26 protein-coding genes and 2 pseudogenes are annotated in these 25,840 nt (G+C 69.8%); 10 read left to right on the top strand and 18 right to left on the bottom strand.

Annotated features, from left to right (window positions below):
- Positions 1–21 precede the first annotated feature (21 nt).
- Complete coding sequence (locus RNB18_RS05025) at positions 22–852, bottom strand: COG4705 family protein (RefSeq protein ID WP_311712907.1); 831 nt, start codon at positions 850–852, stop codon at positions 22–24.
- A 169-nt stretch (positions 853–1,021) separates the two neighbouring features.
- On the opposite strand from RNB18_RS05025, the gene RNB18_RS05020 reads away from it, so the two are divergent.
- The 4 genes and pseudogenes from RNB18_RS05020 to RNB18_RS05005 all read left to right on the top strand — a co-directional run.
- The gene (locus RNB18_RS05020; RefSeq protein WP_311712906.1) at positions 1,022–2,092 is read left to right on the top strand and encodes a bile acid:sodium symporter family protein; all 1,071 of its coding nucleotides are present in this window, start codon (positions 1,022–1,024) and stop codon (positions 2,090–2,092) included.
- Between the two features lie 137 nt (positions 2,093–2,229).
- Complete coding sequence (locus RNB18_RS05015; protein WP_311712905.1) at positions 2,230–2,601, top strand: BlaI/MecI/CopY family transcriptional regulator; 372 nt, start codon at positions 2,230–2,232, stop codon at positions 2,599–2,601.
- A complete protein-coding gene (locus tag RNB18_RS05010; protein ID WP_311712904.1) occupies positions 2,598–3,533 on the top strand; it encodes a M56 family metallopeptidase in 936 nt (311 codons plus the stop codon). Before RNB18_RS05015 ends, RNB18_RS05010 begins: the two co-directional genes overlap by 4 nt.
- A 48-nt stretch (positions 3,534–3,581) precedes the next feature.
- Positions 3,582–3,789 (top strand): annotated as a pseudogene (locus RNB18_RS05005) (IS5-like element IS4811 family transposase); the annotation flags it as partial.
- A 69-nt stretch (positions 3,790–3,858) separates the two neighbouring features.
- On the opposite strand, the gene RNB18_RS05000 reads toward RNB18_RS05005, so the two are convergent.
- The 5 genes and pseudogenes from RNB18_RS05000 to RNB18_RS04980 all read right to left on the bottom strand — a co-directional run bounded on the left by RNB18_RS05000 (position 3,859) and on the right by RNB18_RS04980 (position 7,741).
- Positions 3,859–4,584, bottom strand: a complete 726-nt coding sequence (locus RNB18_RS05000; RefSeq protein WP_311712903.1) for a cation transporter — start codon at positions 4,582–4,584, stop codon at positions 3,859–3,861.
- Between the two features lies 1 nt (position 4,585).
- A complete protein-coding gene (locus RNB18_RS04995) occupies positions 4,586–4,921 on the bottom strand; it encodes an ArsR/SmtB family transcription factor (protein ID WP_057613171.1) in 336 nt (111 codons plus the stop codon).
- A gap of 55 nt (positions 4,922–4,976) precedes the next feature.
- A pseudogene (locus RNB18_RS04990) lies at positions 4,977–5,227 on the bottom strand (AAA family ATPase); the annotation flags it as partial.
- A gap of 160 nt (positions 5,228–5,387) precedes the next feature.
- Positions 5,388–6,080: a response regulator gene (locus RNB18_RS04985; RefSeq protein WP_311712902.1), complete on the bottom strand. Its 693-nt coding sequence runs from the start codon at positions 6,078–6,080 to the stop codon at positions 5,388–5,390.
- Complete coding sequence (locus RNB18_RS04980) at positions 6,077–7,741, bottom strand: sensor histidine kinase (protein WP_311712901.1); 1,665 nt, start codon at positions 7,739–7,741, stop codon at positions 6,077–6,079. The genes RNB18_RS04985 and RNB18_RS04980 overlap by 4 nt, the downstream gene beginning before the upstream one ends.
- Before the next feature lie 236 nt (positions 7,742–7,977).
- Here RNB18_RS04980 and RNB18_RS04975 point away from each other — a divergent pair, with 236 nt between their 5' ends.
- From RNB18_RS04975 to RNB18_RS04960, 4 genes are all read left to right on the top strand, one after another.
- Positions 7,978–8,838: an ABC transporter ATP-binding protein gene (locus tag RNB18_RS04975; protein WP_311712900.1), complete on the top strand. Its 861-nt coding sequence runs from the start codon at positions 7,978–7,980 to the stop codon at positions 8,836–8,838.
- Positions 8,835–9,716 (top strand): ABC transporter permease, encoded by an 882-nt coding sequence (locus tag RNB18_RS04970; protein ID WP_311712899.1) that lies wholly within the window; start codon positions 8,835–8,837, stop codon positions 9,714–9,716. Before RNB18_RS04975 ends, RNB18_RS04970 begins: the two co-directional genes overlap by 4 nt.
- 60 nt (positions 9,717–9,776) lie before the next feature.
- Entirely contained in the window at positions 9,777–10,865 is a 1,089-nt protein-coding gene (locus RNB18_RS04965) for an ABC transporter substrate-binding protein (RefSeq protein ID WP_311712898.1), read from the top strand.
- A 69-nt stretch (positions 10,866–10,934) separates the two neighbouring features.
- Positions 10,935–11,192 carry a hypothetical protein gene (locus RNB18_RS04960; protein ID WP_311712897.1) on the top strand — a complete coding sequence of 86 codons (258 nt, stop codon included), beginning with the start codon at positions 10,935–10,937 and terminating at the stop codon, positions 11,190–11,192.
- Between the two features lie 159 nt (positions 11,193–11,351).
- On the opposite strand, the gene RNB18_RS04955 is transcribed toward RNB18_RS04960, so the two are convergent.
- From RNB18_RS04955 to RNB18_RS04945, 3 genes are all read right to left on the bottom strand, one after another.
- Positions 11,352–12,146: a COG4705 family protein gene (locus RNB18_RS04955; protein ID WP_311712896.1), complete on the bottom strand. Its 795-nt coding sequence runs from the start codon at positions 12,144–12,146 to the stop codon at positions 11,352–11,354.
- A 306-nt stretch (positions 12,147–12,452) separates the two neighbouring features.
- Positions 12,453–13,466 (bottom strand): M56 family metallopeptidase, encoded by a 1,014-nt coding sequence (locus tag RNB18_RS04950; protein WP_311712895.1) that lies wholly within the window; start codon positions 13,464–13,466, stop codon positions 12,453–12,455.
- A 4-nt stretch (positions 13,467–13,470) separates the two neighbouring features.
- A complete protein-coding gene (locus RNB18_RS04945; protein ID WP_311712894.1) occupies positions 13,471–13,884 on the bottom strand; it encodes a BlaI/MecI/CopY family transcriptional regulator in 414 nt (137 codons plus the stop codon).
- Between the two features lie 164 nt (positions 13,885–14,048).
- Here RNB18_RS04945 and RNB18_RS04940 point away from each other — a divergent pair, with 164 nt between their 5' ends.
- Both RNB18_RS04940 and RNB18_RS04935 read left to right on the top strand, forming a co-directional pair.
- Positions 14,049–15,446, top strand: coding sequence for a glycosyltransferase (locus RNB18_RS04940; protein ID WP_311712893.1), 1,398 nt, complete (start codon positions 14,049–14,051; stop codon positions 15,444–15,446).
- Entirely contained in the window at positions 15,443–16,165 is a 723-nt protein-coding gene (locus RNB18_RS04935; protein WP_311712892.1) for a polysaccharide deacetylase family protein, read from the top strand. The genes RNB18_RS04940 and RNB18_RS04935 overlap by 4 nt, the downstream gene beginning before the upstream one ends.
- Before the next feature lie 227 nt (positions 16,166–16,392).
- Here the strand turns inward: RNB18_RS04935 and RNB18_RS04930 are convergent, their stop codons facing one another.
- The 9 genes from RNB18_RS04930 to RNB18_RS04890 all read right to left on the bottom strand — a co-directional run bounded on the left by RNB18_RS04930 (position 16,393) and on the right by RNB18_RS04890 (position 25,828).
- Complete coding sequence (locus RNB18_RS04930; protein ID WP_311712891.1) at positions 16,393–16,545, bottom strand: hypothetical protein; 153 nt, start codon at positions 16,543–16,545, stop codon at positions 16,393–16,395.
- A gap of 231 nt (positions 16,546–16,776) precedes the next feature.
- Complete coding sequence (locus tag RNB18_RS04925) at positions 16,777–17,247, bottom strand: alkaline phosphatase family protein (RefSeq protein WP_311712890.1); 471 nt, start codon at positions 17,245–17,247, stop codon at positions 16,777–16,779.
- Between the two features lie 836 nt (positions 17,248–18,083).
- Positions 18,084–18,293: a DUF6243 family protein gene (locus RNB18_RS04920; RefSeq protein ID WP_311712889.1), complete on the bottom strand. Its 210-nt coding sequence runs from the start codon at positions 18,291–18,293 to the stop codon at positions 18,084–18,086.
- 559 nt (positions 18,294–18,852) lie between these two features.
- Positions 18,853–20,262: an aspartate ammonia-lyase gene (gene aspA / locus RNB18_RS04915; RefSeq protein WP_311712888.1), complete on the bottom strand. Its 1,410-nt coding sequence runs from the start codon at positions 20,260–20,262 to the stop codon at positions 18,853–18,855.
- 181 nt (positions 20,263–20,443) lie between these two features.
- Complete coding sequence (locus RNB18_RS04910) at positions 20,444–21,727, bottom strand: NAD(P)/FAD-dependent oxidoreductase (protein WP_311712887.1); 1,284 nt, start codon at positions 21,725–21,727, stop codon at positions 20,444–20,446.
- A 50-nt stretch (positions 21,728–21,777) separates the two neighbouring features.
- Positions 21,778–22,443 (bottom strand): haloacid dehalogenase type II, encoded by a 666-nt coding sequence (locus RNB18_RS04905; protein WP_311712886.1) that lies wholly within the window; start codon positions 22,441–22,443, stop codon positions 21,778–21,780.
- 45 nt (positions 22,444–22,488) lie between these two features.
- On the bottom strand, positions 22,489–23,427 hold the full coding sequence (locus RNB18_RS04900; RefSeq protein WP_311712885.1) for an aldo/keto reductase: 939 nt from the start codon (positions 23,425–23,427) through the stop codon (positions 22,489–22,491).
- A complete protein-coding gene (locus RNB18_RS04895; RefSeq protein WP_311712884.1) occupies positions 23,424–24,878 on the bottom strand; it encodes an aldehyde dehydrogenase family protein in 1,455 nt (484 codons plus the stop codon). The genes RNB18_RS04900 and RNB18_RS04895 overlap by 4 nt, the downstream gene beginning before the upstream one ends.
- Complete coding sequence (locus RNB18_RS04890; protein WP_311712883.1) at positions 24,875–25,828, bottom strand: succinylglutamate desuccinylase/aspartoacylase family protein; 954 nt, start codon at positions 25,826–25,828, stop codon at positions 24,875–24,877. The genes RNB18_RS04895 and RNB18_RS04890 overlap by 4 nt, the downstream gene beginning before the upstream one ends.
- Positions 25,829–25,840 lie beyond the last annotated feature (12 nt).

Here is a 25,840-nt window from a genome sequence, read left to right as displayed (position 1 = left end):
AAATCGGGGCCGCCCGGCCACCTACGCCGTAGGCGCGGTCTGCTCCGGCTCGGTGACGTCCTTGCGCGTCACCACGAGGAACACCACCAGACCGAGGATGACCGCGAGGAACAACACACTGGTCACCACTGTGCCCAGGCCCACGCCGCCGTCACCGGTCGGCTGCGAGAGATAGTCGCCCATCGAGGCGCCGAGCGGGCGGGTGAGGACGTAGGCGATCCAGAAGCTCCACACCGCGTTCGCCCCGAGCGTGAAGCGCGCCACCGCCACCGCGGCGATGGCGAGGGCGAACAGCACCGCGGAGACCCAGTAGCCCAACGCCATACGCTCGGCGACCAGGTCACCGGCCGCGGTGCCCAGCGCGAAGGTGAACAGCACCGCCAGCCAGTAGAAGGACTCGCGGCGCAGGGTGTCGATGCTGTGGATGGAGAGCGTCCGCTCGCTGCGGTACCAGGCGGCGAACACGATCGCGAGGACGACGGCGAACACCGTGGTGCTCGTCGTGAGCGGTACGCCCATGTTGTCGGTGAGGTTGTCGCTGATCAGGGTGCCGACCACGCTGATCAGGGCGACGGCGAGCCAGTACACACCGGCGCGGTAGGCGGTGGTGCGGAACTGAACGACGAGCACCACCGCGAGCAGCCCGCTCATCAGCAGGGACACACCGGTCAGGCCCAGTCCGGCCTTCTCGTTGAGCAGGTCGGCCGCGGTCTCACCGACCGTGGTGCACAGCACCTTGATCACCCAGAAGTACACGGTGACTTCGGGCACCTTGTTCCAGCGAAGGCGATGACCGCGGGCGGTCGCGGCGGAACCGTGGACCGCCATCGGCTCAGAAGTCTCAGATGTCATGAGGCCCGACCGTGCCACCGGAAACCTGAACGCATCCTGACTGCTGCGCGGCACCACCCGCCGCTGCCGGCCCGCGCGTGGACCATGACTGCCATGCACAGCGACATGGCCCAACCGGTCATACCGGCGCTCCGTCCCGGCCCAGCCCCAACGACGGAAGCGCGCCGCCATGATCATCCCGCCCAGCCCCCATTCATCCATCCGCGCCGACAGGGTGACCCACTGGCTGCGGCGACGCCTCGGACGAACCGTGGCGCTCGCCTGTCTCGCGGCGCTGCTCCTCCCGGGCCCAGGCCAGTGGCTGCGTCACGCGCATTCCCTGCCCCACACTGAACTGCCCCTGCACACAGCCCCGTTGCTGCTTTCCCTGGTGCTGTTCTCGGCCGGACTCCAGGTCCCCGTGCGCGCGCTGGGACAACTGCTGCGGCGGCCTCGTGCCCTGCTGGCGGGGCTGTTGCTGCATCTCGGGACGCCACTGCTGATCATCCCGCTGGTGGCGTTCCTGCTGCGCCGCTCCCCCGATACCGATGGCGGCAGCGGCCTGGTCACAGCGATGATCCTGATCGTCGCGATGCCGGTTGCGGCCGGGGCAACGGTCTGGACGGGCAAGAGAGACGGCGACCAACCGACCATGGTCGGCCTCGTGCTCGCTTCCACTCTGGTCAGCCCCCTCACGATCCCCGCGACGGTCGGCGCACTGGCTCCGCTGCTCAGCGGCGGCTACACGGACGCGCTCGGCACGGCCGGGCACACGGTGAACAGCGGTTTCGCGCTCACACAAGTGGTGCTGCCGTGCGCGGCGGGTCTCGCCTGCCGTCCCGCCCTGTCGGTGCGTGGACTCGGCGATGCGTTGCACTGGGTCACGCCTGTGGCGCTGGCGGGCTCGCTGGTCCTGACGTACACGAACGCGAGCGGCGCCCTGGGAGCCGTTCTGGCCCACCCCCGCCCGCTGCTGCTGATCGCGGCACCGGTGGTCGCAGCAGCCGTCTGCGCCCTGTCCTTCGCCGTGGGCCGCCTCGCGGCGCGCGTCCTGCGTCTGGACGCCCCGGCCGCTTCCTCCCTCACCCTCGCCTGCGGGATGAACAACAGCAGCGCGAGCGCGGTCCTGATCACCACGACTCTGCCCGACAAGCCGCACCTACTGCTGCCGGTCCTCGCGTACGGGCTGTTCCAGAAGACGGCGGCGAACAGGGTGGTACGGATGACTCGCCCGCGGCGGCCACCATGCCCAGTGCCCTGACCCGTGCGCCCTTACCGGGAGGTCATCGAAGACCTGCGGGGCTCGCTTCTGTTCGATAATGGATGCTGGGGTGAGCGTCTACGTTCCTGGCAGTCGCCTCATGCTGCTGCTGGCGATCTCGGGGAAGGGAAGGTTCCATGACGGAATCCGACGGCGAGCGCAGGCCGGCGGGCGAGCTGGAAGCCAGTGTGCTGGCAGCTCTGTGGTCTGCGGGGAATCCGATGTCGGCGGCGCAGGTGAGAGCGGCGATTCCGCAGCCGCTGGCCCGGACAACGGTGGCGACGTTGCTGATCCGCCTTCACGAGAAGGGCGTGGTGGGTCGCAGCCCGGCCGCCCGCGGTTTCCTCTACTTTCCCGTCGCGGACTCTCACGGCCTGACCGCACGGCGGATGCACCAAGAGCTCGACCAGGACCACGACCGGAGCACCGTGCTGGCCCGGTTCGTCGAGGGGCTCGGTCCGGACGACGAAGCGGAGCTTCGGCGTCTGCTGGAGGGAGGTGGGCAATGATCGCCCTGCTACTCGTTCCGCTGGTGCTGCCCTTCGCACTGCCCCCGCTGGCCCGGCGAGTGGTCGACCGGGTGCGGCCTGAGGCAGCGCTGTGGGTGCTCACCTCGGCCTCGGTGGCCCTGGCGGTGGGCGTCGTAGCGTGCCTGGGCGTCCTGCTGCTTCCCGTCGCGCTCTCCGTTCCGGTGGTCGCCGACCTCGCCCATCTCATCCAGCCCCTTGAGGCCGGACCCACCACCCTGGTCATGGCTGTCTCCGTCTTCGCCGGCGGGGCCCTGGCAGTCACGTGCATCACTGCCGTACGCAGAACGCTGTCGGAAGTGCGGCGGCTGCGCGCGGCCCACGTCGACATCGCCGGCCTCCCGGACGCCGGCGGGCTCTGTGTCGTCGACGACACCCATCCCGACGCCTATGCCCTCCCCGGCGGCCGCCGTAGCCCGAGCCGGGTCGTGGTGACGACCGGCATGCTGCGCGCGCTGACCCCGGACGAGCGCGAGGTCCTCCTCGCTCATGAGCGCGCCCACCTCGCCGGGCGACACCACCTGTTTCTGGCCGCCGCCCAGCTGGCCGGCTGGTGCCACCCCGCGCTCGCAGCCGTCGCACCGCACGTTTCGTTCGCAGCCGAGCGCGCCGCGGACGAGGCCGCAGCGCTCGCGACCGGCGACCGGACACTGGCAGCGACCGCCGTCGGCCACGCGGCGCTGGCCACCACCCGCCCGCGCGCCGTTCTGCCCTCCATTGCTCCAAGTGCGGTCACCGGGCCTGTCCCTGCCCGAGTGAAGGCCCTTCTCGCCCACGCGCCGGCTCGGCGCCTGGCCCCTGTACTGCTGGCGTTCGTGGTCCTGATCGGCCTGGCCGGTGCCTCAGCCCTGGCCGGGGCCGCCTCGGTGCACCGAGGCGTGGAGATCGCCCAGGGCGAGCTCCCCCGCCACTGACTCCTGCAGGACACTGCCGTGCTGCCCTCATCCCACCGAGTGAAAATTGACAGCCAGGCCGCTGAGGAAGTCCTCTTCCACCTCCGCCTCATGCACCCCGAAGTCACCATCGTCTGGGCCGACTCCGCCTATGCCGGGAAGCTCGTGGACTGGGCAAACAGCACCTCATCCTCACCATCAAGCCCGTCAGCCGCCCCAAAGACGCGTGGCCTGGATGATGCACGCGCGCCGACACGCCCGCGCCTACGAGCGCCTCGGCCTGGCCCGCCTGCCCGTCACTCCGCCCCCGTTCACGCAAGCTGCCTGCCCTACGTGAGCAGGCTGGTCAGTTGCAGCAGTCGCATCCAGGCCGACAACCGCAGGCATCGGTTTCGGGGCCGTGGGACGACACCGTCACGGCGGCGGCCGGTGCCGCGCAGCAGCCCTTGCCCTGCCAGGCGTCGCGGCCCTCCTTGACCGCGATGGCGGCGATGACCAGAGCGGCGATCGGGTCGGCCCAGGACCAGCCGAGCGTGGCGTTCAGGACCAGGCCGACCAGAAGAACGGCGGACAGGTACGTGCACAGCAGGGTCTGTTTGGAATCGGCGACCGCGCTGGCGGAGCCGAGCTCGCGGCCGGCCTTGCGCTGGGCAGCCGACAGGAACGGCATCACCGCGAGCGACAGCGCGGCGATGACGACGCCGGGGATGGAACGTTCGGCCTCGCCGGTGCCGGCCAGCGCGCGGGCGGCGTCGATGCCGACATACGCAGCGAGCGCGAAGAACGACACCGCGATGATCCGCAGCGTGCGCTTCTCCCGCGCCTCACGCACCGCGTGCTCGCGGGCGGAGAACTGCCAGGCCACGGCGGCCGCGGAGGAGACCTCGATGACCGAGTCCAGGCCGAAGCCGATCAGCGCGGTGGAGGAGGCGATCGTCCCCGCGGTGATCGCGACGACCGCTTCGATGACGTTATAGGTGATGGTCGCCGCGACCAGCAGACGTATCCGGCGGGCCAGTACATCCTGGCGGGCAGTGGACGGGCCTGTGCCGATGGATATCTCGGCAGTCATCTCAACAGCAGCCCTTCTCATCCGCGTCCACACAAGTCTTGTCCGCCTCGACCGCCACCACGGCGGTGCGCAGGTCGTCCAGCGCATGCCCGAGTCGTTCATCGGCGAGCTCATAGCGAGTGCGACGGCCCACCGGCACCGCGACAACCAGGCCGCAATCGCGCAGGCACGCCAGATGGTTCGACAACCGGGTTCTGGAGACCTCCAGGGCGTCGGCGAGGTCCGCGGGATGGGCCGGGGCCTCGCGCAGGGCAAGGAGGATCCGGCAACGGATCGGGTCGGCGAGGGCGCGGCCGAACCGCGCCAGCACCTCGATGTCAGCAGCGAGAGTCAGCACGCCAACGACAGTACATGGATTGCTGAATTCAGCAAACCTCGCATCATGCTCAGCCAGCGACCAGCGCCATCTCGCTCATCAGGTGCGAGGAGACGAAGACGGTACGGCCCTCCGAGGCGAGCCGGATGAGCAGGTTGCGGATCCACAACACGCCTTCCGGGTCAAGCCCGTTGACCGGTTCGTCCAGCATCAGGGAGGCGGATCGCCCAGCAGCGCCGCGGCGACGCCCGGTCGCTGGCCCATACCAAGGGAAAAGGCCCCGGCCCGCCTCTTCGCCACGGACTCCAGACCGGTCAGCCCGATGACTTACCGCTTGCTGCAGCGCCGACGCGAGCAGCACCCGCCCACAGGACCGAGGGCCAACGTACCGCTGTTGGCCGCTTGCGCCTCGGGGCGCGGTCATGGCGGTGAGGTGATCAATGGACGCCAAGACGGCACCTTACGGATTTGGCCAACCCTGCTTGTTTCAGGGGGACTTCATCCGGTAGCGGTGTTCAGGACGGCCGGTGGCCCCGTACCGAAGTTCGAGCCGGACCATGCCCTCCCGTACGAGGTACGAGAGGTACCGCTGGGCCGTGGCGCGGGAGACGCCGGTGAGTTCGGCGGCCTGGGCTGCGGACAAGGCATCGTGGTTGGTGCGGAGGACCTGGTGCAGGAGGGCGAGGGTCGGGGCGGAGTGCCCCTTGGCCGGGACTCGGGGAACGGCCGGTGGCCGGGCGGCGCTGAAGAGTGCGTCCACGTCGGCCTGATCGGTTCGAGGGGCTTGGCCAAGGGCGTCCACACGGTGCTGGAGTTCACGGTAGGCGGTGAGCCGCTCGGCCAGATCGGCGGAGCCGAACGGCTTGACCACGTAGCCCACCGCGCCGAGCTTCATGGCGGTCCGCACCGAGGTGATGTCCCTGTCGGCGGTGATCATGATCGCGTCGGGGCGGGCGCCTCCCTTGTCCCCGCTGAGCTGCCGCAGCACGTCGAGTCCGCTGCCGTCCGGCAGGAAGACATCGAGGAGCAGCAGATCGGGGTGGAGGGTGCGCACCGCGTCGAGCGTCTCGGACACGGTCGCCGCCCGTCCGACCACCTCGAAACCCTCAACGCGGGACGCGTAGTCGCAGTGGATGTGGCTGACGCGGAAGTCGTCTTCCACGACCAGGGTTCGGATCATCCGTGAGCACCTCTTGTCAGCGAGGCCGTGGTGAACTGCGCGTCTCGCAGTACGGGAGTGGCGTCCGGCAGTGGCAGCATGACGGTGAAGACCGCGCCCGGCCCGTCGCTGACCGTGATCGTCCCGCCGTGCAGCTGTGTCAGCCGGTGGACTAGGGCCAACCCCAGCCCGCGCCGGGCGGTGCCACGGTCGGGCCGGGTCGACCAGCCGTCCTCGAAGATCGACTCTGCGGCGCCCGGCGGAATCCCCGGGCCGCTGTCCGCGACCCGCACCATCACCAGGTCGACAGCCTCGACCAGCGAGAGCTCCACCTCGCGGCCAACCGCCGAAAGCGGTCCGCCGGCCGCCGCGTCGATCGCGTTGTCCAGCAGGTTGCCGACGATGGTCAGCAGCCCGCGCAGATGCGGCGGGTCTTCACCGAGCGCGGAGTCCTCACTGAGCACCATCCGTACCCCGCGTTCCGCGGCCACCGTGGTCTTGGCGACGATCAGCCCCACGAGCAGCGCGTTGCCGATCCGTTCGCGTACGGACTCGGTCAGCGCCTGGTCGGCTCCGGCCGACTCGACGGCGTACTCGTAGGCGGCATCGTGGTCGCCGATGTCCAGCAGCCCGGCCACGGTGTGCATGCGGTTGGTGAACTCGTGCTGCTGGGCGCGCAAGGCGTCGGTCAGCCCGCGCACCGAGTCCAGTTCGCGCAGCAGCCCGATCAGTTCGGTGCGGTCGCGTACGGTGACCACCGCGCCGAGTTCACGGCCGTGCAGCGTCACCGGCATCCGGTTCACCACCAGGCAGTGGTCGTCGGTCAGCACGTTGAGGTCGGTGCCGGTCAGGGTGCCGTCCAGGGCGCGGCGCAGCCGCCCGTCGGGCAGCACCTCCTCGAGCCTGCTGCCGAGCGCGGTGCCGAAGCCGAGCAGGTGGCGGGCCTCGTCGTTGACCACGGTGATCCGGCCGTCGGGATCGAAGGCGATCACGCCCTCCCGGATGCCGTGGAGCATGGCCTCGCGATCCTGGAGCAGCCCGGCGATCTCTTCCAGCTCCAGCCCGAAGGTCGACCGCTTCAGACGCCGGGCCAGCAGGAACGCAGCCGCCGAGCCGAGCGCGACGGCGATCGCGGCGTACAGGCCGAAGGTGGGCAGCTCCCGCCACAGCTCACCGAGCACATCCCGTTCCGGGATGCCGGCCGACACCTCGCCGACCAGCTTGCCCGTGGGTCCGTACAGCGGAGCCTTGCCGTTGGCGGACCGCCCGGTCGCGCCCTGGTCGGAGCCCACGTGAGGGCGGCCGTCCAGCACGACGATCGGATCGCCCACCGGCTCACCGATCAGCGCCGGGTCAGGGTGCGAGTGGCGGATGCCGTGCAGGTCGATCACGACCACGTACGAGGCTCCCGACGCCTTCCGGATCCGTTCGGCCACGGTCTGCACGACATCGCCGCCACCGCCGTGCTCTACGGCCTGCTGGATCTGCGGCTCGGCCGCTGTGGTCTGCGCGATGTCCAGGGCCCGCTGCTCGTAGGCACGGTCGATCTCGCCCCGCTGGGCGAACGTGAACAGTACGAAGCCGATGGCTCCGGTGAGGGCCAGAATGGCCAGTTGGCTGGCCAGGATCCGCGCGGAGAGCCTCCCGTTCCCGCCGCGGCCGATCCGGATACGGATGGGCATCACAGGTGCCTACGCCCTTGTCGTGCTGCCGGGCCCGACCCCTTCGCCGTACCCGTGGTGGCGTGATTGTGTCCCACCGAGGCCACTCTGCCCACCCCCCGGCCGGCTGAGCAGAACGCGCAGAACCCCCGTTAACACGACTAACGCGAGATACGTCTGAAACAGCGACGTAACTCCTGGCGGCCTTTAGCGTCTGCCTTCCTCGACCTCCGAGGTCAGGAAGGAGACAGCCTCAGATGGCTACGCGAAACGATGTTGCGACGAGCCCCGGCGCCGAGAAGAGCGACCGGGACAACGCACGAGTCGAGATTTCAGGCCTCACCAAACGGTTTCTGACTCCCGCGGGTGAGGTGTTCACGGCACTGCAGAACGTTTCGTTCACCGTGGAGCCGGGCCAGTTCTGCGCGGTGGTGGGTCCGACCGGCTGCGGCAAGTCGACGACGCTGAGCATGGTGTCCGGGCTCGACCGGCCCAGCGAGGGCTCCGTCAAAGTCGGAGGCCGCGAGGTGGACGGCGTCACCGACGGCGTCAGCTTCATGTTCCAGAGCGACGCGCTGCTGCCCTGGAAGACGGTCCTCGGCAACGTCCTGATGGGCCCGGTCTTCCGCAAGGTGCCCAAGCAGCAGGCCCAGGCATCGGCACGCGACTGGCTGCGCCGGGTGGGCCTGACAGGTTTCGAGGACCGCTACCCGCACCAGCTCTCCGGCGGCATGCGCAAGCGCGTGGCGATGGCCGCGGCGCTGATCAACGAACCCAAGATCCTGATCATGGACGAGCCGTTCGGCGCCCTGGACGTGCAGACCAAGGCGATCATGTCGACCGAACTGCTCGGCCTGTGGGAGCAGATACGCCCGTCGGTCATCTTCATCACCCACGACCTCGACGAGGCCGTGGCGCTCGCCGACCGGGTCGTCGTCATGACATCCGGCCCCGGCTCGGTCAAGGCGGTCTTCGACATCGACCTGCCGCGCCCGCGCGGCTCGGTCCAGGAGATCCGCTTCCAGCCCCGCTTCATCGAACTTCAGCACCAGATCTGGGACTCGCTGCGCGAGGAGGTGGAGCGCGCCTACGCACGCACCGCAGGAGGTACGGCATGAGTACGACATCCACCGTCTCCACCGCCCCGGTCAAGGACGGCTCACCCATCTCGGCCGCGGCCGCCGCCAGGAGCGCCGTCCGGCGGCGCACCGCACTGGTGTGGGCGGGGCGCATCGGTCTCGCGGTCTTCGTCCTCGGTGGCTGGCAGGCGTTCACCGCCTGGGGGATCGTCGACAAGTTCTTCTTCGGGCAGCCGTCCGGCATCGCCCAACGGCTGGTCGACCTCTTCCGGCAGGGCACCGAGTTCGGGTCCTTCTACGCCAACATCTGGACCACGATCCAGGAGGCGCTCGCCGGCTTCGCCCTCGGGGCCGTCACGGGAGTGGTCTTCGGCGTCGCGCTCGGCCAGAGCCGGTTCCTCGCCGACGTGCTCGGCCCCTACATCAAGATGGTCAACGCGATTCCGCGTATCGTCCTCGGCTCGATCTTCATCGTCGCATTCGGCATCGGTGTGCTGCCGAAGATCCTGCTCGCCGCCGTGCTGGTGTTCTTCATCGTCTTCTTCAACGCCTTCCAGGGCGTCCGCGAGGTCGACCGCAACATCCTCGCCAACACCAAGGTCCTCGGCGCCTCGCAGTTGCAGATCATCCGCCACGTCACCGTGCCCTCCGCGCTCACCTGGATCATCGCCAGCCTGCACAGCGCCTTCGGCTTCGCGATCGTCGGCGCGCTGGTCGGCGAGGTGCTGGGCGCGCAGAGCGGTCTCGGCCTGGTCATCAAGACCGCGCAGAACAACTTCGACCCCAACGGCGTGTTCGCCACGATGCTCGTCATCTCGGTCATCGTGCTCGGCGCCGAGTGGCTGATCGGCAAGCTCGAGCACCGGCTGCTGTCCTGGCGCCCGCCGGCCCCGTCCGAGGCCGCCAACACCATCTGACACCCCCGCCCTTCCCCCCCTCCTTCACTCAACACCCTTAACAAAGGAATGTGATCAGCCATGTCCAGACGACCCGCCGCCGTCGCCGCGTCCGTCCTCACCGTTCTCGCCCTCGGCGCAGTCAGCGCCTGTTCCGGCAACTCCTCGGCCTCGACCGGCAGTTCGGGCTCCACGCCGACCGTCAAGCTCATGGCCGGCGGCCTCGACAAGCAGATCTACCTGCCGTACCAGCTCGCTCAGCAGCTCGGCTACTACAAGAAGTACGGCGTCAACGTCGAGCTGAGCACCGAGCAGGACGGCGGCGTCGGCGCCGAGGAAGCCATGGCCTCGGGGCAGGTGGACATGGCGGGCGCCTGGTACAACCACACCATCGAGTTCCAGGCGAAGGGCAAGGCGGTCGAGGACGTCGTCCAGCTCTCCGGCGCACCGGGCGAGCGCGAGATGTGCACCAAGAAGTCGGGCGTCCACTCGGGCGCCGACTTCAAGGGAAAGACCCTCGGCGTCACCGACCTGGGGTCGGGCACCGACACCCTCACCCAGTTCCTGGCCGCCAAGAAGGGCGTCAAGACCAGCGACTACCACCGGATCGGGGTCGGTGCGGGCTCCACCGCCATCGCGGCGCTGCAGAACGGCAAGGTCGACTGCGTCATGACGACGCAGCCGACGGTCGCCGCGATCCAGAAGAAGGGCGTCGGTGCCTCCGCCATCGACCTGGCCACCACGAACGGCGCCACGGCGGCGATGGGCGGCGCCTATCCCGCCGCCAGTGTGCTCGCCCGCACCGACTGGGTGAACTCACACAAGGACACGGTGCAGAAGGTCGTCGACGCGCTCGTCGCCACCATGCACTGGATCAACACCCACAGCGCGGCCGACATCGCGAACAAGCTGCCGGCGTCGTATGTGTCGAACCAGTTGGTGACCAAGGCCGACTACATCTCGGCCTTGACCGAGGACAAGGGTCAGTTCCTCCCCGACGGCCTCATGCCGGCCGGCGGTCCGAAGACCTCTTTGGCGACGGAGAAGCTGGTCGGCAACGTGAAATCGTCGGTGGACCTCAGCAAGACGTTCACCAATGACTTCGCCATCCAGGCCAACAAGACCGAGGGCTTCAAGACCACCACGACCCCGGCAGGACCGAACGGCTGAGCCGCACGCACCGCTCACGGAGCCGCCCAAGCCCAGTCGGCTGGGCGGCTCCGGGCCATCGGCACCCGCTTGGCCTGGACCCAGGCGATGCTCGACCATCCGCCCGTCGCCGGGGCCGTCTCCGTCTGCTGGGCCGGGATCCTTGTGTGCGGGGTGCTCGCGCTGGTCGTGCGCAGTCGCCGGTCGCTGGTCCGGGTGGACGGCGCAGTGCTCGTCCTCGCGGTGGCCCTGGTGGTCTGCGGTTACTGCCTGAACCACATCGGCACCGACGAGGACGTGCTGACCGAGCAGGCCGCACGCCAGATCCTGCACGGCCGGCCCATCTAACGGACAGCCCTGGCCGTGGCTGTTCGGCACCCCGAACTCCGGCCTGACCAGGACGATGTCCGGCGGAGCCCGCCTGCCCCGCATCGCCACACTGCGGGGCCACGGCTACCGCCTGGAACTCTGACAGGCCGCGCAGCACACCTCGGAATCAGTGTGCCGCTAGAACACGGAAGCGCTCTGGACATCCCTCCGGGAGACAGCCAGGTAGCCGACGAAGCCGAGGATGGCCACGGTCCAGGACAGGGTGACCGGTCCGAGGCCGAGGTTCAGTCCGCCCCGGCTGTGGCCGACGGCCATCCAGTCGGCGATCGAGGCGCCGAGGGGACGTGTGATGACGTACGCGGCCCAGAAGGCCGTCACCGCGTTCAGGCTGCCCCAACGGTGGGCGACGGCCGGGACGGCAATCGCGGCGGCGTAGACGACGGCGGAACCGAGGTAGCCCAGGCCGATCGTGGCCGTGAGATCCCCGGCGGCGGTGCCCAGGGCGAAGGTGGCCAGGACGGCTGCCCAGTAGAAGGTCTCGCGGCGGCGGGTGTGGATGCTGTGGATCGACAAAGTGCGTTCGCTGCGGTACCAGAGGACGAAGACGGCGGCCAGCGCGGCCGTGAAGAACGGGGTCGAGACCGTGTACGGCACGCCGAGGCCGACATGCAGCACGTCGGCGGCCATGGTGCCGAACACGCTGACCACGACGATCGCGGTCCAGTAGATCCAGGCCACGTACCGGCGGGCCGTGAACTGCATCGCCAGGGCGGCCACCAGGGCGATGCCGCCGAGGCCGACGGCGGGGATCGGGCCGAGCCAGTGGGCCAGGAAGTCGGAGGCCGTCTCACCCATCCCGGTGGTCAGCACTTTGATGATCCAGAAGTAGACGGTCACCTCCGGCACCTTGCTCGCCGCGTGACGCATGTGGCCCGCGGGGGGTTGGTTGTGAGTGAGGTGATCAGTCGACATGGCAGGCACGATGGCATGACACCCGGTCGTTGCCCCAGACCCCTTTGCCAGAGCTTTTGCGCTTCTGGTGCGTGAGTTTCCCAAGGCCCCTCCGGACCTGACCGCAACCTGAACGCCGACGCGTATGGGCTGGTCAGCGCTGTGCGAGCAGTGATATCGGGGGCCTTACGGCGTGTCACGGCAGCCGGGAAAGCAGCCTGCCCGGCCGACCGGTCCTCGGCTCAGCCGGTGTCGGTCCGAGCGGGATCGAGTCGCAAGCGAAGGCCACGACTTGTCCCCGGCACGTGATGCCGCTGTTCCGCAGGGCTACCTGCGATGCCTTCCGTGTTCGCCTGCTTCATGGTGGTCGCAGCAGGCGTCCGGTCGCTGCGGCACGTCCGCCCGCGCTGCGCCCGACGCACCGGCGTCGGCCGCACACTGGGCCTGCTCCGCGCTGTCGACCAGGCTCTCGCTGTCCGATGCGGCGTTGGCCAGGCTGGTGCAGCACAGGGTGAGCAGGAGGGCGCCCGCCACGAAGGGCAGGGTGCGTCGCGCGGGGGGCGGGGCCAGCAGGGCCTGTACCCGCTGGGGCACCGCCCCGCCGGTCGCGGCCAGGGCGACGGTGCGTGACGCGTCGGCGGAGGCGAGAGCCGCCCGCCCGACGGCGCGCGCGACGACCTTACGGCTGCCGATGTGAGCCGCGGCCTCCTCGTCGGCCCATCGCTCCAGTACGAACCCACCCGCCTCGGCCAGCGGTCGCAGCAGCGGGTTGACGGCTGCCGTGAGCCGCCACACGGTCTGGAAGAGGTGGTGGCGGTCGCGGAGATGGGCCCGTTCGTGCGCCAGGAGGGCCTCGCGTTCCTGGTCGCCGAGGCAGCGCAGCATCCCCCGGGACACCACGATCCGTCCGGGCGCACCGGGCAGCGCGAACGCCCGCGGGACGTCGTCGTCGAGCACCGCCAGTTCGGTGTCTCCCAGCACCCGTCCACATTCCCGCCGGGCCCACAGGAGATGACGGACCTGCCGTACGGTCGCCACACTCAGCGATACGAGCCCTGCCGCCAGGGTCAAGGCGCTGACGGCCGCGACGGCCAGGTACACCGGATCCTGCGTACGCAGCGCGGCCACCGACCAGTGGCCCTCCTCCGCGACGTCGGGAATCTGCGCGAACCCGGTGAACGCCAGCAGGGCCAGCGAGCCGATCCAGCCGGTCGCCGTCACGAGCGCCGCACACGCCAGCGACCAGGCCGCGGGCCGCGGTGCCGCTCGCAGAGCCGCCCGAGGGGCGAGCACCGCCAGGACCACGGTGACGAGGAGAGGGATGTAGACGCTGATCGTCACCGGTTCACTGCCCGTCGTCGCTGGGTCCGGCGTCCTGCTCGCCCAGCAGGCGGTGCAGCAACTGCTCGTCCTCCTGCGACAGTTCGGACACGAAGCGGGTGAGCACCGCCTCCCGGTCCGAGCCGCGCTCCAGCAGGCTGTGCATCCGTACGGCGGTGTCGGAGGCCTCGTCCCGGACGGGCGCGTAGGCGTATCCACGGCCCGCGGGGTGCCGTACGAGCATGCCCTTGTCGTGCAGTCGCGACAGGATCGTCAGCACCGTCGTGTAGGCGAGGTCTCCGGGCAGCCGTTCCCGGACATGCCGTGCGGTCAGCGGCTCGTCCGCGGCCCACAAAGCGGCGAGGACGCCGCTCTCCAGTTCCCCGCGCGCCCGCCTACCGGTCGCCCCACCGCTTTCCTCGCTGTTCGGGTTGCGCACCGTTCACCGCCTTCCGCTCGACGGTCCAGCCTACTAGGGAACTACTACGGCTTGTAGAAGTGGCCGGGACCTCCACCTTCCGGCAACTACTACATCTTGTACGAGTTCACCTACTACATGTTGTAGAGTTCGGCCGCCCACTCCACTCGCGGAGGAACGTCCCCATGCCCTACCTCGGAAGTACGGTGCATCTGCGCGCCCTGGCGGCCGCCGCTCTGCGCCCGGAGCCGGTGCCGCCGACGGCACGCGTCGAGCGTGTCGCGATCGTCTCGGCGAGCATCGGCGCCGGCCACGACGGCGCCGCCGCCGAGCTGTCCCGCCGGCTCACGGACCACGGCCTCACCGTCGACCGGTTCGACCTTCTGGACCTGTTGCCCGCCGGGATCGGACGGCTCGTCCGGGACGGCTATCACCGCATGCTGGTCCAGGCCCCGTGGGCCTACCAACGGGTCTACCGCAGTACCGAACGCGCGGGCGGCGGCGGGCCGTTGGCCAGGGCGTTGCTGCGCGCCGCAGAGGACCGCATGCTGCGCGCTCTGCACCCCGGCACCGGGGCGGTCGTCTCCACCTATCCGGGAGCCAGCCGTGTCCTGGGCAGCCTGAGGCTCAGCGGACGGCTGGCCGCACCCGTCCTCACCTACCTCACCGACTTCTCCGTTCACCCGCTGTGGGTGGCCGACGGCGTCGACGTCCACCTCGCCGCGCACGCGGTGCCGGCCGCGCAGGCCCGGGCCGCCGGGGCGCGGGTTGTCCGGGTGTGCGGTCCGGTCGTGGATCCGCGGTTCCGTCCTGGCGGTGTGCGGGAGCGCGGCGCGGCCCGGGCTCGCTTCGGGCTCCCGGAGAAGTCCCCGCTGGCACTGCTGGTCGCGGGATCGTGGGGCGTCGGACCGGTCCGGCAGGTCGCCCTGGAGCTGCGCGATTGCGGTGCCGCCGTTCCGGTCGTCGTCTGCGGCCGCAACGAGGCGCTGGCCGAACAGTTGCGCGCCGACGGCATCGAACACGCCTATGGCTGGGTCGATGACATGCCCGCCCTCATGCATGCCGCCGACGTCCTGGTCCAGAACGCCGGCGGACTCAGCTCCCTGGAAGCGTTCGCCACCGGCCTGCCGGTCGCCAGCTACCGCTGCATACCCGGCCACGGTCTGACCAACGCCGCCGCCCTCGACGAGGCCGGTGTCGCCGTCTGGATCCAGGACCCCGGCAGCCTCAAGACCGTTCTGTGCGATCTGATCGACGGCTCGCTCGGACTGCGTCAACTCACGTCCGGACTGGCCCTGTTCACCCGCGAGCCGGGCGATGGCCCAGCCGCCGAGATAACGCGCGTCCACCGCTTGGGGCTACCGTTCCCGACTCCGCAGCCCGTCGCGCCACCGCGTCACCCCGCGACGCGCAAGCTCGCCGTCACCGCCGCGGCGGCGTGCGCCGTGTGGGCCTGCGCCGTCGGCACGGGGATCGCGATGGCGTACGACGGCCCGGGCGTACTGCACACCATCGGACACAGCCTCGACCTGGACGACCCGGCCCCCGTCCACGTCACCGGACCGCACGGACACCACTCGTGACCGCCACCCACCTGATCCGCAAGGCCGCCCTCGCCGCCTTTCCTGCACTCTTGGCCGCCCACACCGCGCCGGTCGTCTCGACCTTCGGACCGCTGCGCAACCGCTTCATGCCCCGCCTCTCAGGCCGGGGCCGCCCGGATCACGTCGCCCTCACCTTCGACGACGGACCCGACCCACTGTCCACGCCGCAGTTCCTGCGCCTCCTCGCCGAACGCCAGGTACGGGCAACCTTCTTCCTGCTGGGACGCGAGGCGCACCGCTCACCCGGCCTGGTCGGCGAGATCGCCGCAGCCGGACACGAGATCGGCATCCACGGCTGGCTGCATCGCCCCCTGCTCCTGCGCGGCCCGGGCGCGACCTACGACGACTTCGCCCGCGCCCGCGACACCGTCGCCGACATCACAGGAGCCCGGCCCACACTCTTCCGGCCCCCGTACGGCGTGATGTCGACCGCCGCTCATCTGGCCGCCCACCGGCTCGGTCTCACCCCGGTGCTGTGGACCTGCTGGGGCGAGGACTGGACATCCCGTGCCACACCCGCGTCCGTCCACCGCACGGTGACGACCGACCTGGACGGAGGCGGCACCATCCTGCTCCACGACTCCGACTGCACCTCGGCCCCGGGTGCGTGGCGCGCAGCTCTGGGCGCCCTTCCCCTCATCCTCGACACCTGCGAGCAACACGGCTACGAGGTCGGCCGGTTGCGCGACCACGGATGACGCCGCGTCCTCCCGCATCGAGGCCGGGCATCGCCATGCCCGTCGGTTCCTTTCAACAGCGGCGCGACACCATTGCCGCAAGCCAGGAGATCTGAGTACAGGCCGGACGATGCCGGACGGGGGTCAGCTGATGTGCGTAACAACCTCATCGACGGCACCGGTCATCACCTGGTGCGGCAGTCGGCCGTTGCGCCCCGCCCGCGTCAGGTCGGGGCGCACCGGACTGGTCAGCGGACCGGCAGCACGGTGGTGTGTTCCTCGCGCACGGCCTGCAGGGACCGGGGGTTGAGACCGAGCAGGCTCAGGATCGTCGGTGCGATCTGCTTGGTCTGCACGCTCGCGGAGTCGCGCACGCCGTCCGGAACCGAGGCGCCGGACACGACCAACGGGACGTCGAGGTCGTCGGAGTGGGCGCCTCCGTGCTCGGCGATCTTCTTGGTGCCACCGTTGTAGACGACGCCGTACTGCGCGAGGCCGAAGACGTCCGGGATACGGGCGTCGCCGGCTTCGACGTGGAAGTAACGGGCCGCGGCCCTCCCGGCGTAGACCTTGCTGAGCCCGCTGCGCGTGAAGGCCTTGGGTGCGGCATTGATGTCGGTACCGGTGCCGCTCTACCCGAGCAGGTACCTCTTGGCGAACTCGGTGGCGGCCTGCGAGCGGTCGGTCAGCCAGAGCAGCATCGCGTCGTCGTCCACGGAGTGCGCGACCAGATTGCCGGCGGCGGGATGGAGCTTCTTCCAGGCGGCGTTGAGGCCGTCCAGCAGCGGGCCGTTGTCGATCCGGGTGAGCGCGGCGGGGTCGGTGGGCGACTGGCCGTGCTTGGCGGAAAGGATGATCGTGGTGCTGTCGGCCAGGTGCCGCTCGGCGATCTCAGAAGTCAGCGCGCCTATCTGCGCGTTGACGAAGTCCAGGTTCTTCGTGAGCAGCGGTCCGGGCACGCTCTTGGCGGTGTAGCCGCCTTGGAGGCCGTCGGAGGCGGGCAGCTTCTGAGCGGTAGAGACCGACTGCAAATTCAGGCCGAAGATCGCCGGGGTGCCGACCTTGTGGGCGCGGCTGTGGTCGTAGCCGTCGCGTCCCCTCACCGACATTCAAACCGTCTTGAACGATTAAGCGAGCAGGCCCGGTGACGTCGGCCCCGATAGCGCCGATGGGAGCACACCGTCGACGGCCGCTGGATCCTGCCCCGAATCTTCTTCCCGTCACCCGCTCCGAGCCGGCCACTCCGGCAGACCCCTGGCGCCTGCCACCAGACGACGCCCTTCTCGGCGTAGCAGCGCCCCCCAGGCGCCAGTTCCTCGAACGACTCTCCTTCCTGTAGACGATCTGGCCGCACGTGCAGCGGTTGGAGGTCAGGTGGTCGGCGGCCTCCACGCACGGCCAGACCGTGGAGCAGGTCCGGCCGTCGGCCAGCTGGGCAGGTGGGCGTGAGTTGGAACGGGTCCATTCAGGTGCTTGGCTGAAGTGTTCATGGCAGTCGGAACATCACTCAGCACTCGTCGTCGGCCGACAGGACACGCCCCCCTGCCGCGGGGCATCTCCGCTCGCTCGGAGATGCCCCAGTGCGCCTCAAGTTAAGGGTATGTCGGCGTCGTCGGCTCCGCGCGAGACCGGAGCTGTCCATGCGCACACCCTAGGCCTCCCCTCCACTCAGCCGAGGAGTGACAGCCCCTACCGCGTGCGCGGATCGCCTGGACACCTCGAACCACAGCCTCCATCCACGAGGGCAGCTCCCGCTCACCAAGATCCGGACCAGGAACGGACCAACCCCGCCTCCCCTCCTGCGATTTCAGTCATTTTCGCAGGCCAGGAGCAGTCGGGACCGTGTGCCAGCAGCAGACGAAGAAGGGAAGCCGGGTCCGGACCGCGCGTCGCGGTCCGGAGGACCCGGCCCCATGCGGTGCCGCCCTGCGGTGGCGTGTCAGCTCTGGGCGGTGTTGTCGCTCGTCTGCCCGGCGCCCTCGGCTGCGCCTGCCTTCTCGCGCATCTTGCGCACCAGCTCCGCCTTCAGGTCGGCGGCACCCTGGCGGTCCAGGTTGCGGTGCGGACCGTTGTTCTGCCGTTCGGCGCGGGACAGCTTCTTGCGCTGGCCGCCGCCCATACCCACGGGGTTGTTGATGTTCTTGCTCACGGGTTCTCCCGGTAATGATGTGAAGTGATCTACGGATTCATCGGTGGAGGACGGGCGCCGCGACGTCGAAGGGCGTCAGCAAGGACCCATCACGCTCTCACTCGTAAATCGGCGTCGGGAAGAACATGACAAAGACGTTACCCGGTTCCTTCGGCCCCGCACACCAACCTTTTCGCCGCCCCGGCGTCGGCCGGGTCCTCGGCGAGCGCACAACGCCCGCGGTGGCCCAGTAACGCCCATCTGGACCTGCCCCGGGCGGGCGGCGACCTCCGGCATCCGACGCCCCCTGACCTCGACTGGAACCATGCCGCCGTCGTACGTCAACCTCAAGTCGAAGGCGGGCCATTGGAACGGCAGGCGTGTCCCGATAGGGCTTGCCGGTTCTTGTGGCGTCCTCACGACTGGTCACCGATGCGTACCTGGGGTTGCTGGGGGCGATGGCGGCGGGGTCGGTGCTACCGGGACGCCTTCGCCACACACGCTGCACGGCCCGACCCGACCAAGCCGCCTCGGCGCGTCCGTTTGCCCGCCGAGTCGGTACGCCGGTGCGCCGGGCATGTCAGGCCAGGGCTTGGCCTCTACCGGCCACGACCTCGGGGCGGAGCAGGTCGGCGAGCATCTCGGCTGGCAACAGGCGTCGTTCCAGGACGAGTTCGGCGACGCCGCGGCCGGTGGCGAGGGCCTCCTTGGCGATGTCGGTGGCCGCCGTGTAGCCGATGTGCGGGTTGAGGGCGGTGACCAGACCGATGGAGTTCTCGACACTCGCGCGCAGCACCTCGGTGTTGGCGGTGATGCCGTCCACACAGCGCTCAGCGAGAGTCAGGCAGGCCGCGCGCAGATGGGTGATGGACTCCGACAGGGAATGCAGGATGATCGGCTCGAAGGCGTTCAGCTGGAGCTGTCCGGCCTCGGCAGCCATGGTGATGGTGACGTCGTTGCCGATCACCTCGAAGGCGACCTGGTTGACGACCTCGGGGATCACCGGGTTGACCTTCCCCGGCATGATCGACGAACCCGCCTGCACCGGCGGCAGGTTGATCTCACCGAGGCCCGCGCGCGGCCCGGAGGACAGCAGCCGCAGATCGTTGCAGCTCTTGGAGAGCTTGACCGCGACGCGCTTCAGCACTCCGGACATCTGGACGAACGCGCCGCAGTCCTGGGTGGCCTCGACGAGGTTGGCGGCGGTGACCAGAGGCAGCCCGGTGATCTCGGCGAGGTGGCGGCGGGCCGACTCGGCGTACCCGGCAGGGGCGTTGAGGCCGGTGCCGATGGCCGTGGCCCCCAGGTTGATCTCATGGACCAGTTCGACGGCCTCGGCGAGCCTGCTGCGGTCCTCGTCGATCATGACGGCGTATGCGGAGAACTCCTGACCGAGGGTCATCGGCACTGCGTCCTGAAGCTGGGTGCGGCCCATTTTGAGCACGTCCCGGAACTCGACGGCCTTGCGGCCGAAGGCGTCCTGGAGGACGGCCATCGCCTTGAGCAGCCCGCGCACGGCGAAGACGGTCGCGACCTTGACGGCCGTCGGGTAGACGTCGTTGGTCGACTGCCCGAGGTTGACGTCCTCGTTGGGGTGCAGGTGCCGGTACTGGCCCTTGGCGTGGCCCAGCAACTCCAGCGCCCGGTTGGCGATCACCTCGTTGGCGTTCATGTTGGTCGAGGTGCCGGCGCCGCCCTGGACGACGTCGACGACGAACTGCTCGCGCAGCTTCCCGGCGCGGATCTCACGGCAGGCGGCGACGATGGCGGCCGCCTTGTCCGGCGCCAGCAGACCGAGCTCCTCGTTGGCGAGGGCGGCGGCCTCCTTGACGGCGGCGAGGGCGTCGATGAGGTGCGGGTGGGTGGAGATCGGCGTCCCGGTGATGGAGAAGTTCTCCGTGGCGCGCAGGGTGTGAATGCCCCAGTAGGCGTCGGCGGGGACGCCCCGGTCTCCGAGCAGGTCGTGTTCTCTGCGGGTGGCGGCGGTCATGGCTGTGCGGACCTTCTCTTGGAGCGGTTTCAGGCATGGCGAACGGGGTGCACCGCAGTCATCGGGGCGTCAGCCGCCACACGAACGTCTCAAGGGGGGACGCGGTGTCCCGTAACGGCGGGGGGCTTCCCACGACCACTTCGCGGAAAGCCCCCGCGGTGTCACCGAGGTCGGCAGCGGCTCAGCGCAGGCGGTCCTTGGCCTTGTAGTAGGCGCCGCCGAACGGCAGGAACCAGGGCGTGCCGTTGTAGAAGGGGACGGGGACCTTGGGGAAGCCCAGGCCGCGCAGGGGGTTGGCCTCCGGCTTGCCGTCCATCATCTCGGCGACCGCCCGGCCCATGTAGGTGGCCATCTGGACACCGTGACCGCAGTAACCCATTGAGTAGTACAGGCCGTTCTCCTCCCCTGCGTGCGGGAGGCGGTCCCAGGAGAAGCCGACCATGCCGCCCCACACGTAGTCGACGCGGACGCCCGCCAGCTGCGGGAAGATCTCCGTCATCTCCTGCTTCAGGATGTCGCCGCTCTTGACGTCGGAGGCGGGGTTGGAGGGAGCGAAGCGGGCCCGGCCGCCGAAGGCGAGACGGTTGTCGGGGGTGAGGCGGAGGTAGTGGCCGACGTTCTTGGAGTCGACCACCAGGCGGGCGTTGGGGATCAGTTCCTTGGCACGCGCCTCGCCGAGCGGCTCGGTGACGATGATGAAGCTGCCGACGTTGATCAGCCGCTTGCGGAACCAGGGCAGGGCCTTGTCGGTGTAGGCGTCGGTGGCGGCCATGACCTGCTTGGCACGGATGGTGCCGTGCAGGGTCTCGACGAGGAAGCCGCCGCCGGGGAGGCGGGTGAGGCCGGTGGCCGCGTTGCGTTCGTGGATCTCCGCGCCGGCGCGTTCAGCGGCCTCGGCCAGGCCGTGGACGTACTTGCCGACGTGCAGGGCGGCGCTGAGCGGGTCGAGCAGGGCGCCGTGGTAGTAGTCCGAGCCCAGCTCCGACTTCAGCTCGCTCCGGGTGAGGAGCTGGGTCTCGTGGTCGAAGTTGTCGGCCAGGTCGCGCTGGGTGGCCTTCATCGACTCGAAGTGCTGGGGCTTGAACGCGACTCCGAGGCGTCCGGCGCGGTTGAAGTCGCAGTCGATCTTCTCGGTGTGCGTGAGTTCCTCGACGACGTCGACGGCCTCGCGGAAAGCGTCGTACAGCTCGCGGGCGCGCTCCTGGCCGAAGCGCTTGCGGGCCTCGCCGACACCGATGGTGATGCCCTGCGTGCACATGCTGCCATTGCGTCCGGAGGCGCCCGAGCCGACCTTGTCCTTCTCGACGAGGACGACCCGGGCGCCCTTGCGGGCGGCATGGTAAGCGGTGGACAGGCCGGTGAGGCCGCCGCCGATGACCACCACGTCCGCCTCGTCGGGCAGGTCCTTTCCGGACCGGTCGGGCAGGGCGGGGGCGGTGTCGAGCCAGTAGGGGATCTGCTTCATGGCGTGCGTCCTCTGTGTTCTCTGTCCTGTGTCGCCGTGTAGCCGTGTTGTCAGCAGCCGAGCAGCTTCGGCAGGCCCGACAGGTCGGTCAGCTCGTCGTAGGGCTGGTAGTCGGCGCTGCCGGGGCGGCCGAAGCGGTTGATCCACACACGGCGCTTCAGGCCGAGGTCACGGGTCGGGATGTGGTCGTACTCCCAGCCCTGGGCGGTGTGGATGACCTGGGACGGCTCGACGCCCATGGTCTTGAAGGCGTGCTCGAAGGTCTGCCGGTCCGGCTTGTAGGCGCCGGCCTGCTCGGCGGTGATGACGTAGTCGAACTCGACGCCGATGTTCTCGACGTTGCGCGCGATCAGGTTGTCATCGCTGTTGGTGATGATGGCGATCTCGTACTTGGTCTTCAGCGCGCGCAGGGCGTCCGGGACCTCCGGGAAGGGGCCGAAGGTGGGGACGGCCTCGACGAGGGCGTCGCCGTCGGAGGTGCGGTACTCCAGGCCGTGCAGGCGCATGGCCATCTGCAGGCTGGAGTGCAGGATCTCGTGGTAGGGGCGGTAGGCCTCCAGGACGGCCTGGAAACGCATGACGCGGAAGTCGTCGAGGAACTCGTCGACATCCAGGTTGTCCAGGTCCAGTCGGTCGGAGAGGACCTTGAGGGTGGTGGGGCCGAGCTGGAAGTCGACCAGGGTGCCGTAGGCGTCGAAGGTGACGATCTCTCGCATGGTGTTCAGCCTCGATTCTCTGTGCTGTGGAGAAACACGGGGATTTCAGACGACTTGTTCGCCGGGGGTGACGATCGCGTCCAGTGCGGCCAGGTCGGCCGCGTCGGGGATCCAGTCGGCCGCCGCCGCGTTGGCGGTGACCTGTCCGGGGTTCATGGCGCCGCAGATCACGGAGCCGACGGCGGGCAGGGCGGCCAGTCCGCCCACGGCGACCTGGAGGAGGCTCAGGCCGCGTTCGGCGCCGTACGCGGTGAGCGCCTCGACCCGGTCGAGGGCGGCGTCGGTGAGCCAGCCCTGCCGCCAGGACAGCCGGCTGCCGGGCGGGGGCTGCTCGCCGCGCCGGTACTTACCGCTGAGCAGGCCGTTGGCCAGCGGGTAGTACGGCAGCAGTCCGATGCCGTGGCGCAGACAGGCCGGGATCAGGTCCTCCTCCACGCTGCGGTCGAGCAGGTGGTAGCGGGCCTGGGTGCTCACGAAGGCATCGCTCAGGTCCTCGGCCGGGAGAGCGGAGCAGCCCAGGTACCCGATCTTGCCCTCGTCGACGAGTTCGCTCAGGGCGGCGATCGTCTCGCCGAGCGGGGTGACGCCGTCCGGCTCGTGGTACTGGTACAAGTCGATGCGGTCGGTGCCGAGACGGCGGAGCGAGGCTTCGACGGCGTACCGGACATAGGCGCGGGCACCTCGCCGACCGTACTGATCGGCCTCCGGCCCCATCTCCATGCCGAACTTCGTTGCCAGAACGACGTCGTCGCGGTGTCCCTTGAGGGCTGCACCGAGCAGCCGTTCGCCGTCGCCGCGCGCACCGCCCTGTTCGCCGAACCCGCCGTACATGTCGGCGGTGTCGAACAGGGTGACCCCGGCGTCGAGGGCCGCGTGGACGACGGCCTTCGTGCCGTCCTCGTCCAGGCGGGAGCCGAAGTTGTTGCCGCCGACTCCGACCACGGAGACGGCCGGACCGCGTTCGCCCAGCGTGCGGTACCTCATGACCGGCTCCCGAACCCGATGCAGACGTTCTTCGTCTGCGTGTAGCTCGCCAGGGCTTCGAGGCCCTTCTCCCGGCCCCAGCCGCTGTGCTTGTAGCCGCCGAAGGGCAACTCGACGCCGGTGCCGACGCCGGTGGCGTTGACGGAGACCTGGCCGGCCCGGATGCCCTCCGCGAGGCGCATCGCCTTGTCGATGTCGCGGGTCCAGACGTAGGAGGAGAGGCCGTACGGGCTGTCGTTGGCGATGTCCAGGGCCTGGTCGGCGTCGTCGAAGTCGATGACGGTGACGACGGGGCCGAAGATCTCCTCGCGGGCGCAACGGGCCTGGTTGGTCAGGCCGGTGAGGACGGTCGGCTCGATGTAGTAGCCGTCGGCCAGAGCCGGGTCGGACGGTGCGCCGCCACCGACACGGACCGTCGCGCCCTCCTCGCGCGCCAGGTCGAGGTAGCCCAGTACCCGGTCGCGCTGGCGGGCGGCGACCAGCGGGCCGATGTCCGGGTCGGACCGGCCGGGGCCGACGCGCAGGGTGGCGATCTTCTCCACCAGCCGGTCCAGGAACTCCTCCGCGCCACGCTGAAGAAGCAGGCGCGTCCCGGCCGAGCACATCTGTCCCGCGTTGCTGAACGAGGCGCCCAGGATCGCGGTCAGCGCCAGGTCGAAGTCGGCGTCGGCGAAGACGACGAACGGCGACTTGCCGCCCAGCTCGGTGACCGACGGCACCACGTTGGCGGCGGCCGCCTGGGCGACCTTGATGCCGGTGGGAACCGAGCCGGTGAAGGTGACCTGGTCGATGCCAGGGTGTCCGGCGAGGGCCGCGCCGGTCTCGCCGTCGCCGGGGACGACGTTGAGGACGCCGGGTGGCAGGCCGCACTCCAGGGCGATCCTGCCGATCTCCAGCGGGGTCAGCGGCGCCTCGGGAGAGGGCTTGAGTACTACCGTGCAGCCCGCGGCCAGCGCTGGGGCGGAGCCTCTCGCGGTGTTCTGGAGCGGGTAGTTGAACGGGATGATCTGGCCGGAGACACCGATCGGCTCGCGCACGGTGTAGTCGAGCAGCCCCGGGCCCAGCGGGATCGTGGAACCGCCCAGCTTGTCGGCGAAGCCCGCGTAGAACTCGAAGTAGCGGGCGGCGGCCTCGACGTCGGCCTTCGCCTGGCTGAGCGGCTTGCCGGTGTCCTGGCTCTCCAACCGCGCCAGCCGTTCGCCCTGGTAGCGAATGGCCTCGGCGATCCGGTACAGGAGCCGGCCACGGTCGGCTGCCCGCATCCGTGCCCATTCGGGCGCCGTGAACGCTGCCCTGGCCGCGGCCACGGCCTGGTCCACGTCCGCCTTGCCGGCCAGCGCCACCGTGGTGATGGCCGTGCCGTCGGACGGGTCGAGGACGGTGAAGGTGCGGCCATCGGCGGCGGGTATCTGCTTGCCGTCGACGAGGAGCAACTGGGTGTCGCCGCTCATGGCCGTATCTCCCCCTGCACCTCACCGAAGATGACGACCTCGTCGCCCGGACGGACGGTCCGGATCCGGCGCACCCAGAGCACGATGCCGTCCTGCGGGGCGATCACCTCTTCCAGCGTGTTGCCGTAGTGGTCGACGATGTGGGCGATCAGGTCGCCCTCCTTGCAGGTCTCCCCCGGCTCGGCGTGTCCGAGGAAGAATCCGCCGGCCGCGGAACGGGCGAAGGTGCCGGAGGTGGCGGTGTAGCTGTCGCGCAGCTTCGCCTCGCCGTCGATCATCTTCAGCTGCCGCATGATGTTGTGGATCGAGTCGACGTGCAGCTCGACGTTGGCCTCGCGGTAGGTGCCGCCGCCCGCCTCGATGGTGATGGCGGGCTTGCCCGCCGCGAGGGTGGGGTGGCGGACCGTGCCGCCCCACTTGCCGCCCTTCCAGACCAGCTCGTGACCGGCCGCGAGAGCCAGGTCCGTGGCGAGCTCCTCGTAGCCGCCCTGGAGGATGACGAGCGGGGCGATCTCGCCGAACGTGCCGCCGGTGTGCAGGTCCACGAGCGCGTCGATGGCGGGGACGACCTGCTCGACGAAGGTGGCGGCCAGCCGCAGGGAGTACGAGCCGTCCGCGTCGCCCGGGAAGATCCGGTTGAGGTTCAGGTAGTCCAGGCCGCTGGTGCGGGCGGCGGCCTCGAAGGCGGGGGTGTTCATGCAGGGGATGCCGACGAGGGTGCCGCGCAGGGTGGCCGGGTCGATGTCGGCGAGGACGCGGCGGATGGCCTCCTGGCCGTCGTACTCGTCGCCGTGCACACCCGCGTCCACGCACAGCACGGGGCCGTCCTGGGCGCCGTTGACGACGATGAGCGGGATGCCCAGCTCGACGCCGTAGCTGCTGGTGCCGACCGGGATGAGGCCCTCGGCGCGTTCGCCGGGGGAAACGGTCAGCGGACCGATGGAGTACATGTCGTTCCTTTC

The sequence above is a fragment of the Streptomyces doebereineriae genome (assembly GCF_031845645.1).
Lineage (GTDB): Bacteria > Actinomycetota > Actinomycetes > Streptomycetales > Streptomycetaceae > Streptomyces > Streptomyces canus.
The sequence above is the reverse complement of the archived record's forward strand: the minus strand, read 5'-3'. Positions and strand labels throughout refer to the sequence as shown.

Coding starts and splice junctions, on each gene's coding strand:
- RNB18_RS04905 (WP_311712886.1), bottom strand. CDS start 22,443: ATGCGAGAGATCGTCACCTTCGACGCCTACGGCACCCTGGTCGACTTC.
- RNB18_RS04895 (WP_311712884.1), bottom strand. CDS start 24,878: ATGAGCGGCGACACCCAGTTGCTCCTCGTCGACGGCAAGCAGATACCC.
- RNB18_RS04940 (WP_311712893.1), top strand. CDS start 14,049: ATGCCCTACCTCGGAAGTACGGTGCATCTGCGCGCCCTGGCGGCCGCC.
- RNB18_RS05025 (WP_311712907.1), bottom strand. CDS start 852: ATGACATCTGAGACTTCTGAGCCGATGGCGGTCCACGGTTCCGCCGCG.
- RNB18_RS04955 (WP_311712896.1), bottom strand. CDS start 12,146: ATGTCGACTGATCACCTCACTCACAACCAACCCCCCGCGGGCCACATG.
- RNB18_RS04975 (WP_311712900.1), top strand. CDS start 7,978: ATGGCTACGCGAAACGATGTTGCGACGAGCCCCGGCGCCGAGAAGAGC.
- RNB18_RS04910 (WP_311712887.1), bottom strand. CDS start 21,727: ATGAAGCAGATCCCCTACTGGCTCGACACCGCCCCCGCCCTGCCCGAC.
- RNB18_RS04970 (WP_311712899.1), top strand. CDS start 8,835: ATGAGTACGACATCCACCGTCTCCACCGCCCCGGTCAAGGACGGCTCA.
- RNB18_RS04980 (WP_311712901.1), bottom strand. CDS start 7,741: ATGCCCATCCGTATCCGGATCGGCCGCGGCGGGAACGGGAGGCTCTCC.
- RNB18_RS05020 (WP_311712906.1), top strand. CDS start 1,022: ATGATCATCCCGCCCAGCCCCCATTCATCCATCCGCGCCGACAGGGTG.
- RNB18_RS05015 (WP_311712905.1), top strand. CDS start 2,230: ATGACGGAATCCGACGGCGAGCGCAGGCCGGCGGGCGAGCTGGAAGCC.
- RNB18_RS05010 (WP_311712904.1), top strand. CDS start 2,598: ATGATCGCCCTGCTACTCGTTCCGCTGGTGCTGCCCTTCGCACTGCCC.
- aspA (WP_311712888.1), bottom strand. CDS start 20,262: ATGACCGCCGCCACCCGCAGAGAACACGACCTGCTCGGAGACCGGGGC.
- RNB18_RS04985 (WP_311712902.1), bottom strand. CDS start 6,080: ATGATCCGAACCCTGGTCGTGGAAGACGACTTCCGCGTCAGCCACATC.
- RNB18_RS04900 (WP_311712885.1), bottom strand. CDS start 23,427: ATGAGGTACCGCACGCTGGGCGAACGCGGTCCGGCCGTCTCCGTGGTC.
- RNB18_RS05000 (WP_311712903.1), bottom strand. CDS start 4,584: ATGACTGCCGAGATATCCATCGGCACAGGCCCGTCCACTGCCCGCCAG.
- RNB18_RS04965 (WP_311712898.1), top strand. CDS start 9,777: ATGTCCAGACGACCCGCCGCCGTCGCCGCGTCCGTCCTCACCGTTCTC.
- RNB18_RS04890 (WP_311712883.1), bottom strand. CDS start 25,828: ATGTACTCCATCGGTCCGCTGACCGTTTCCCCCGGCGAACGCGCCGAG.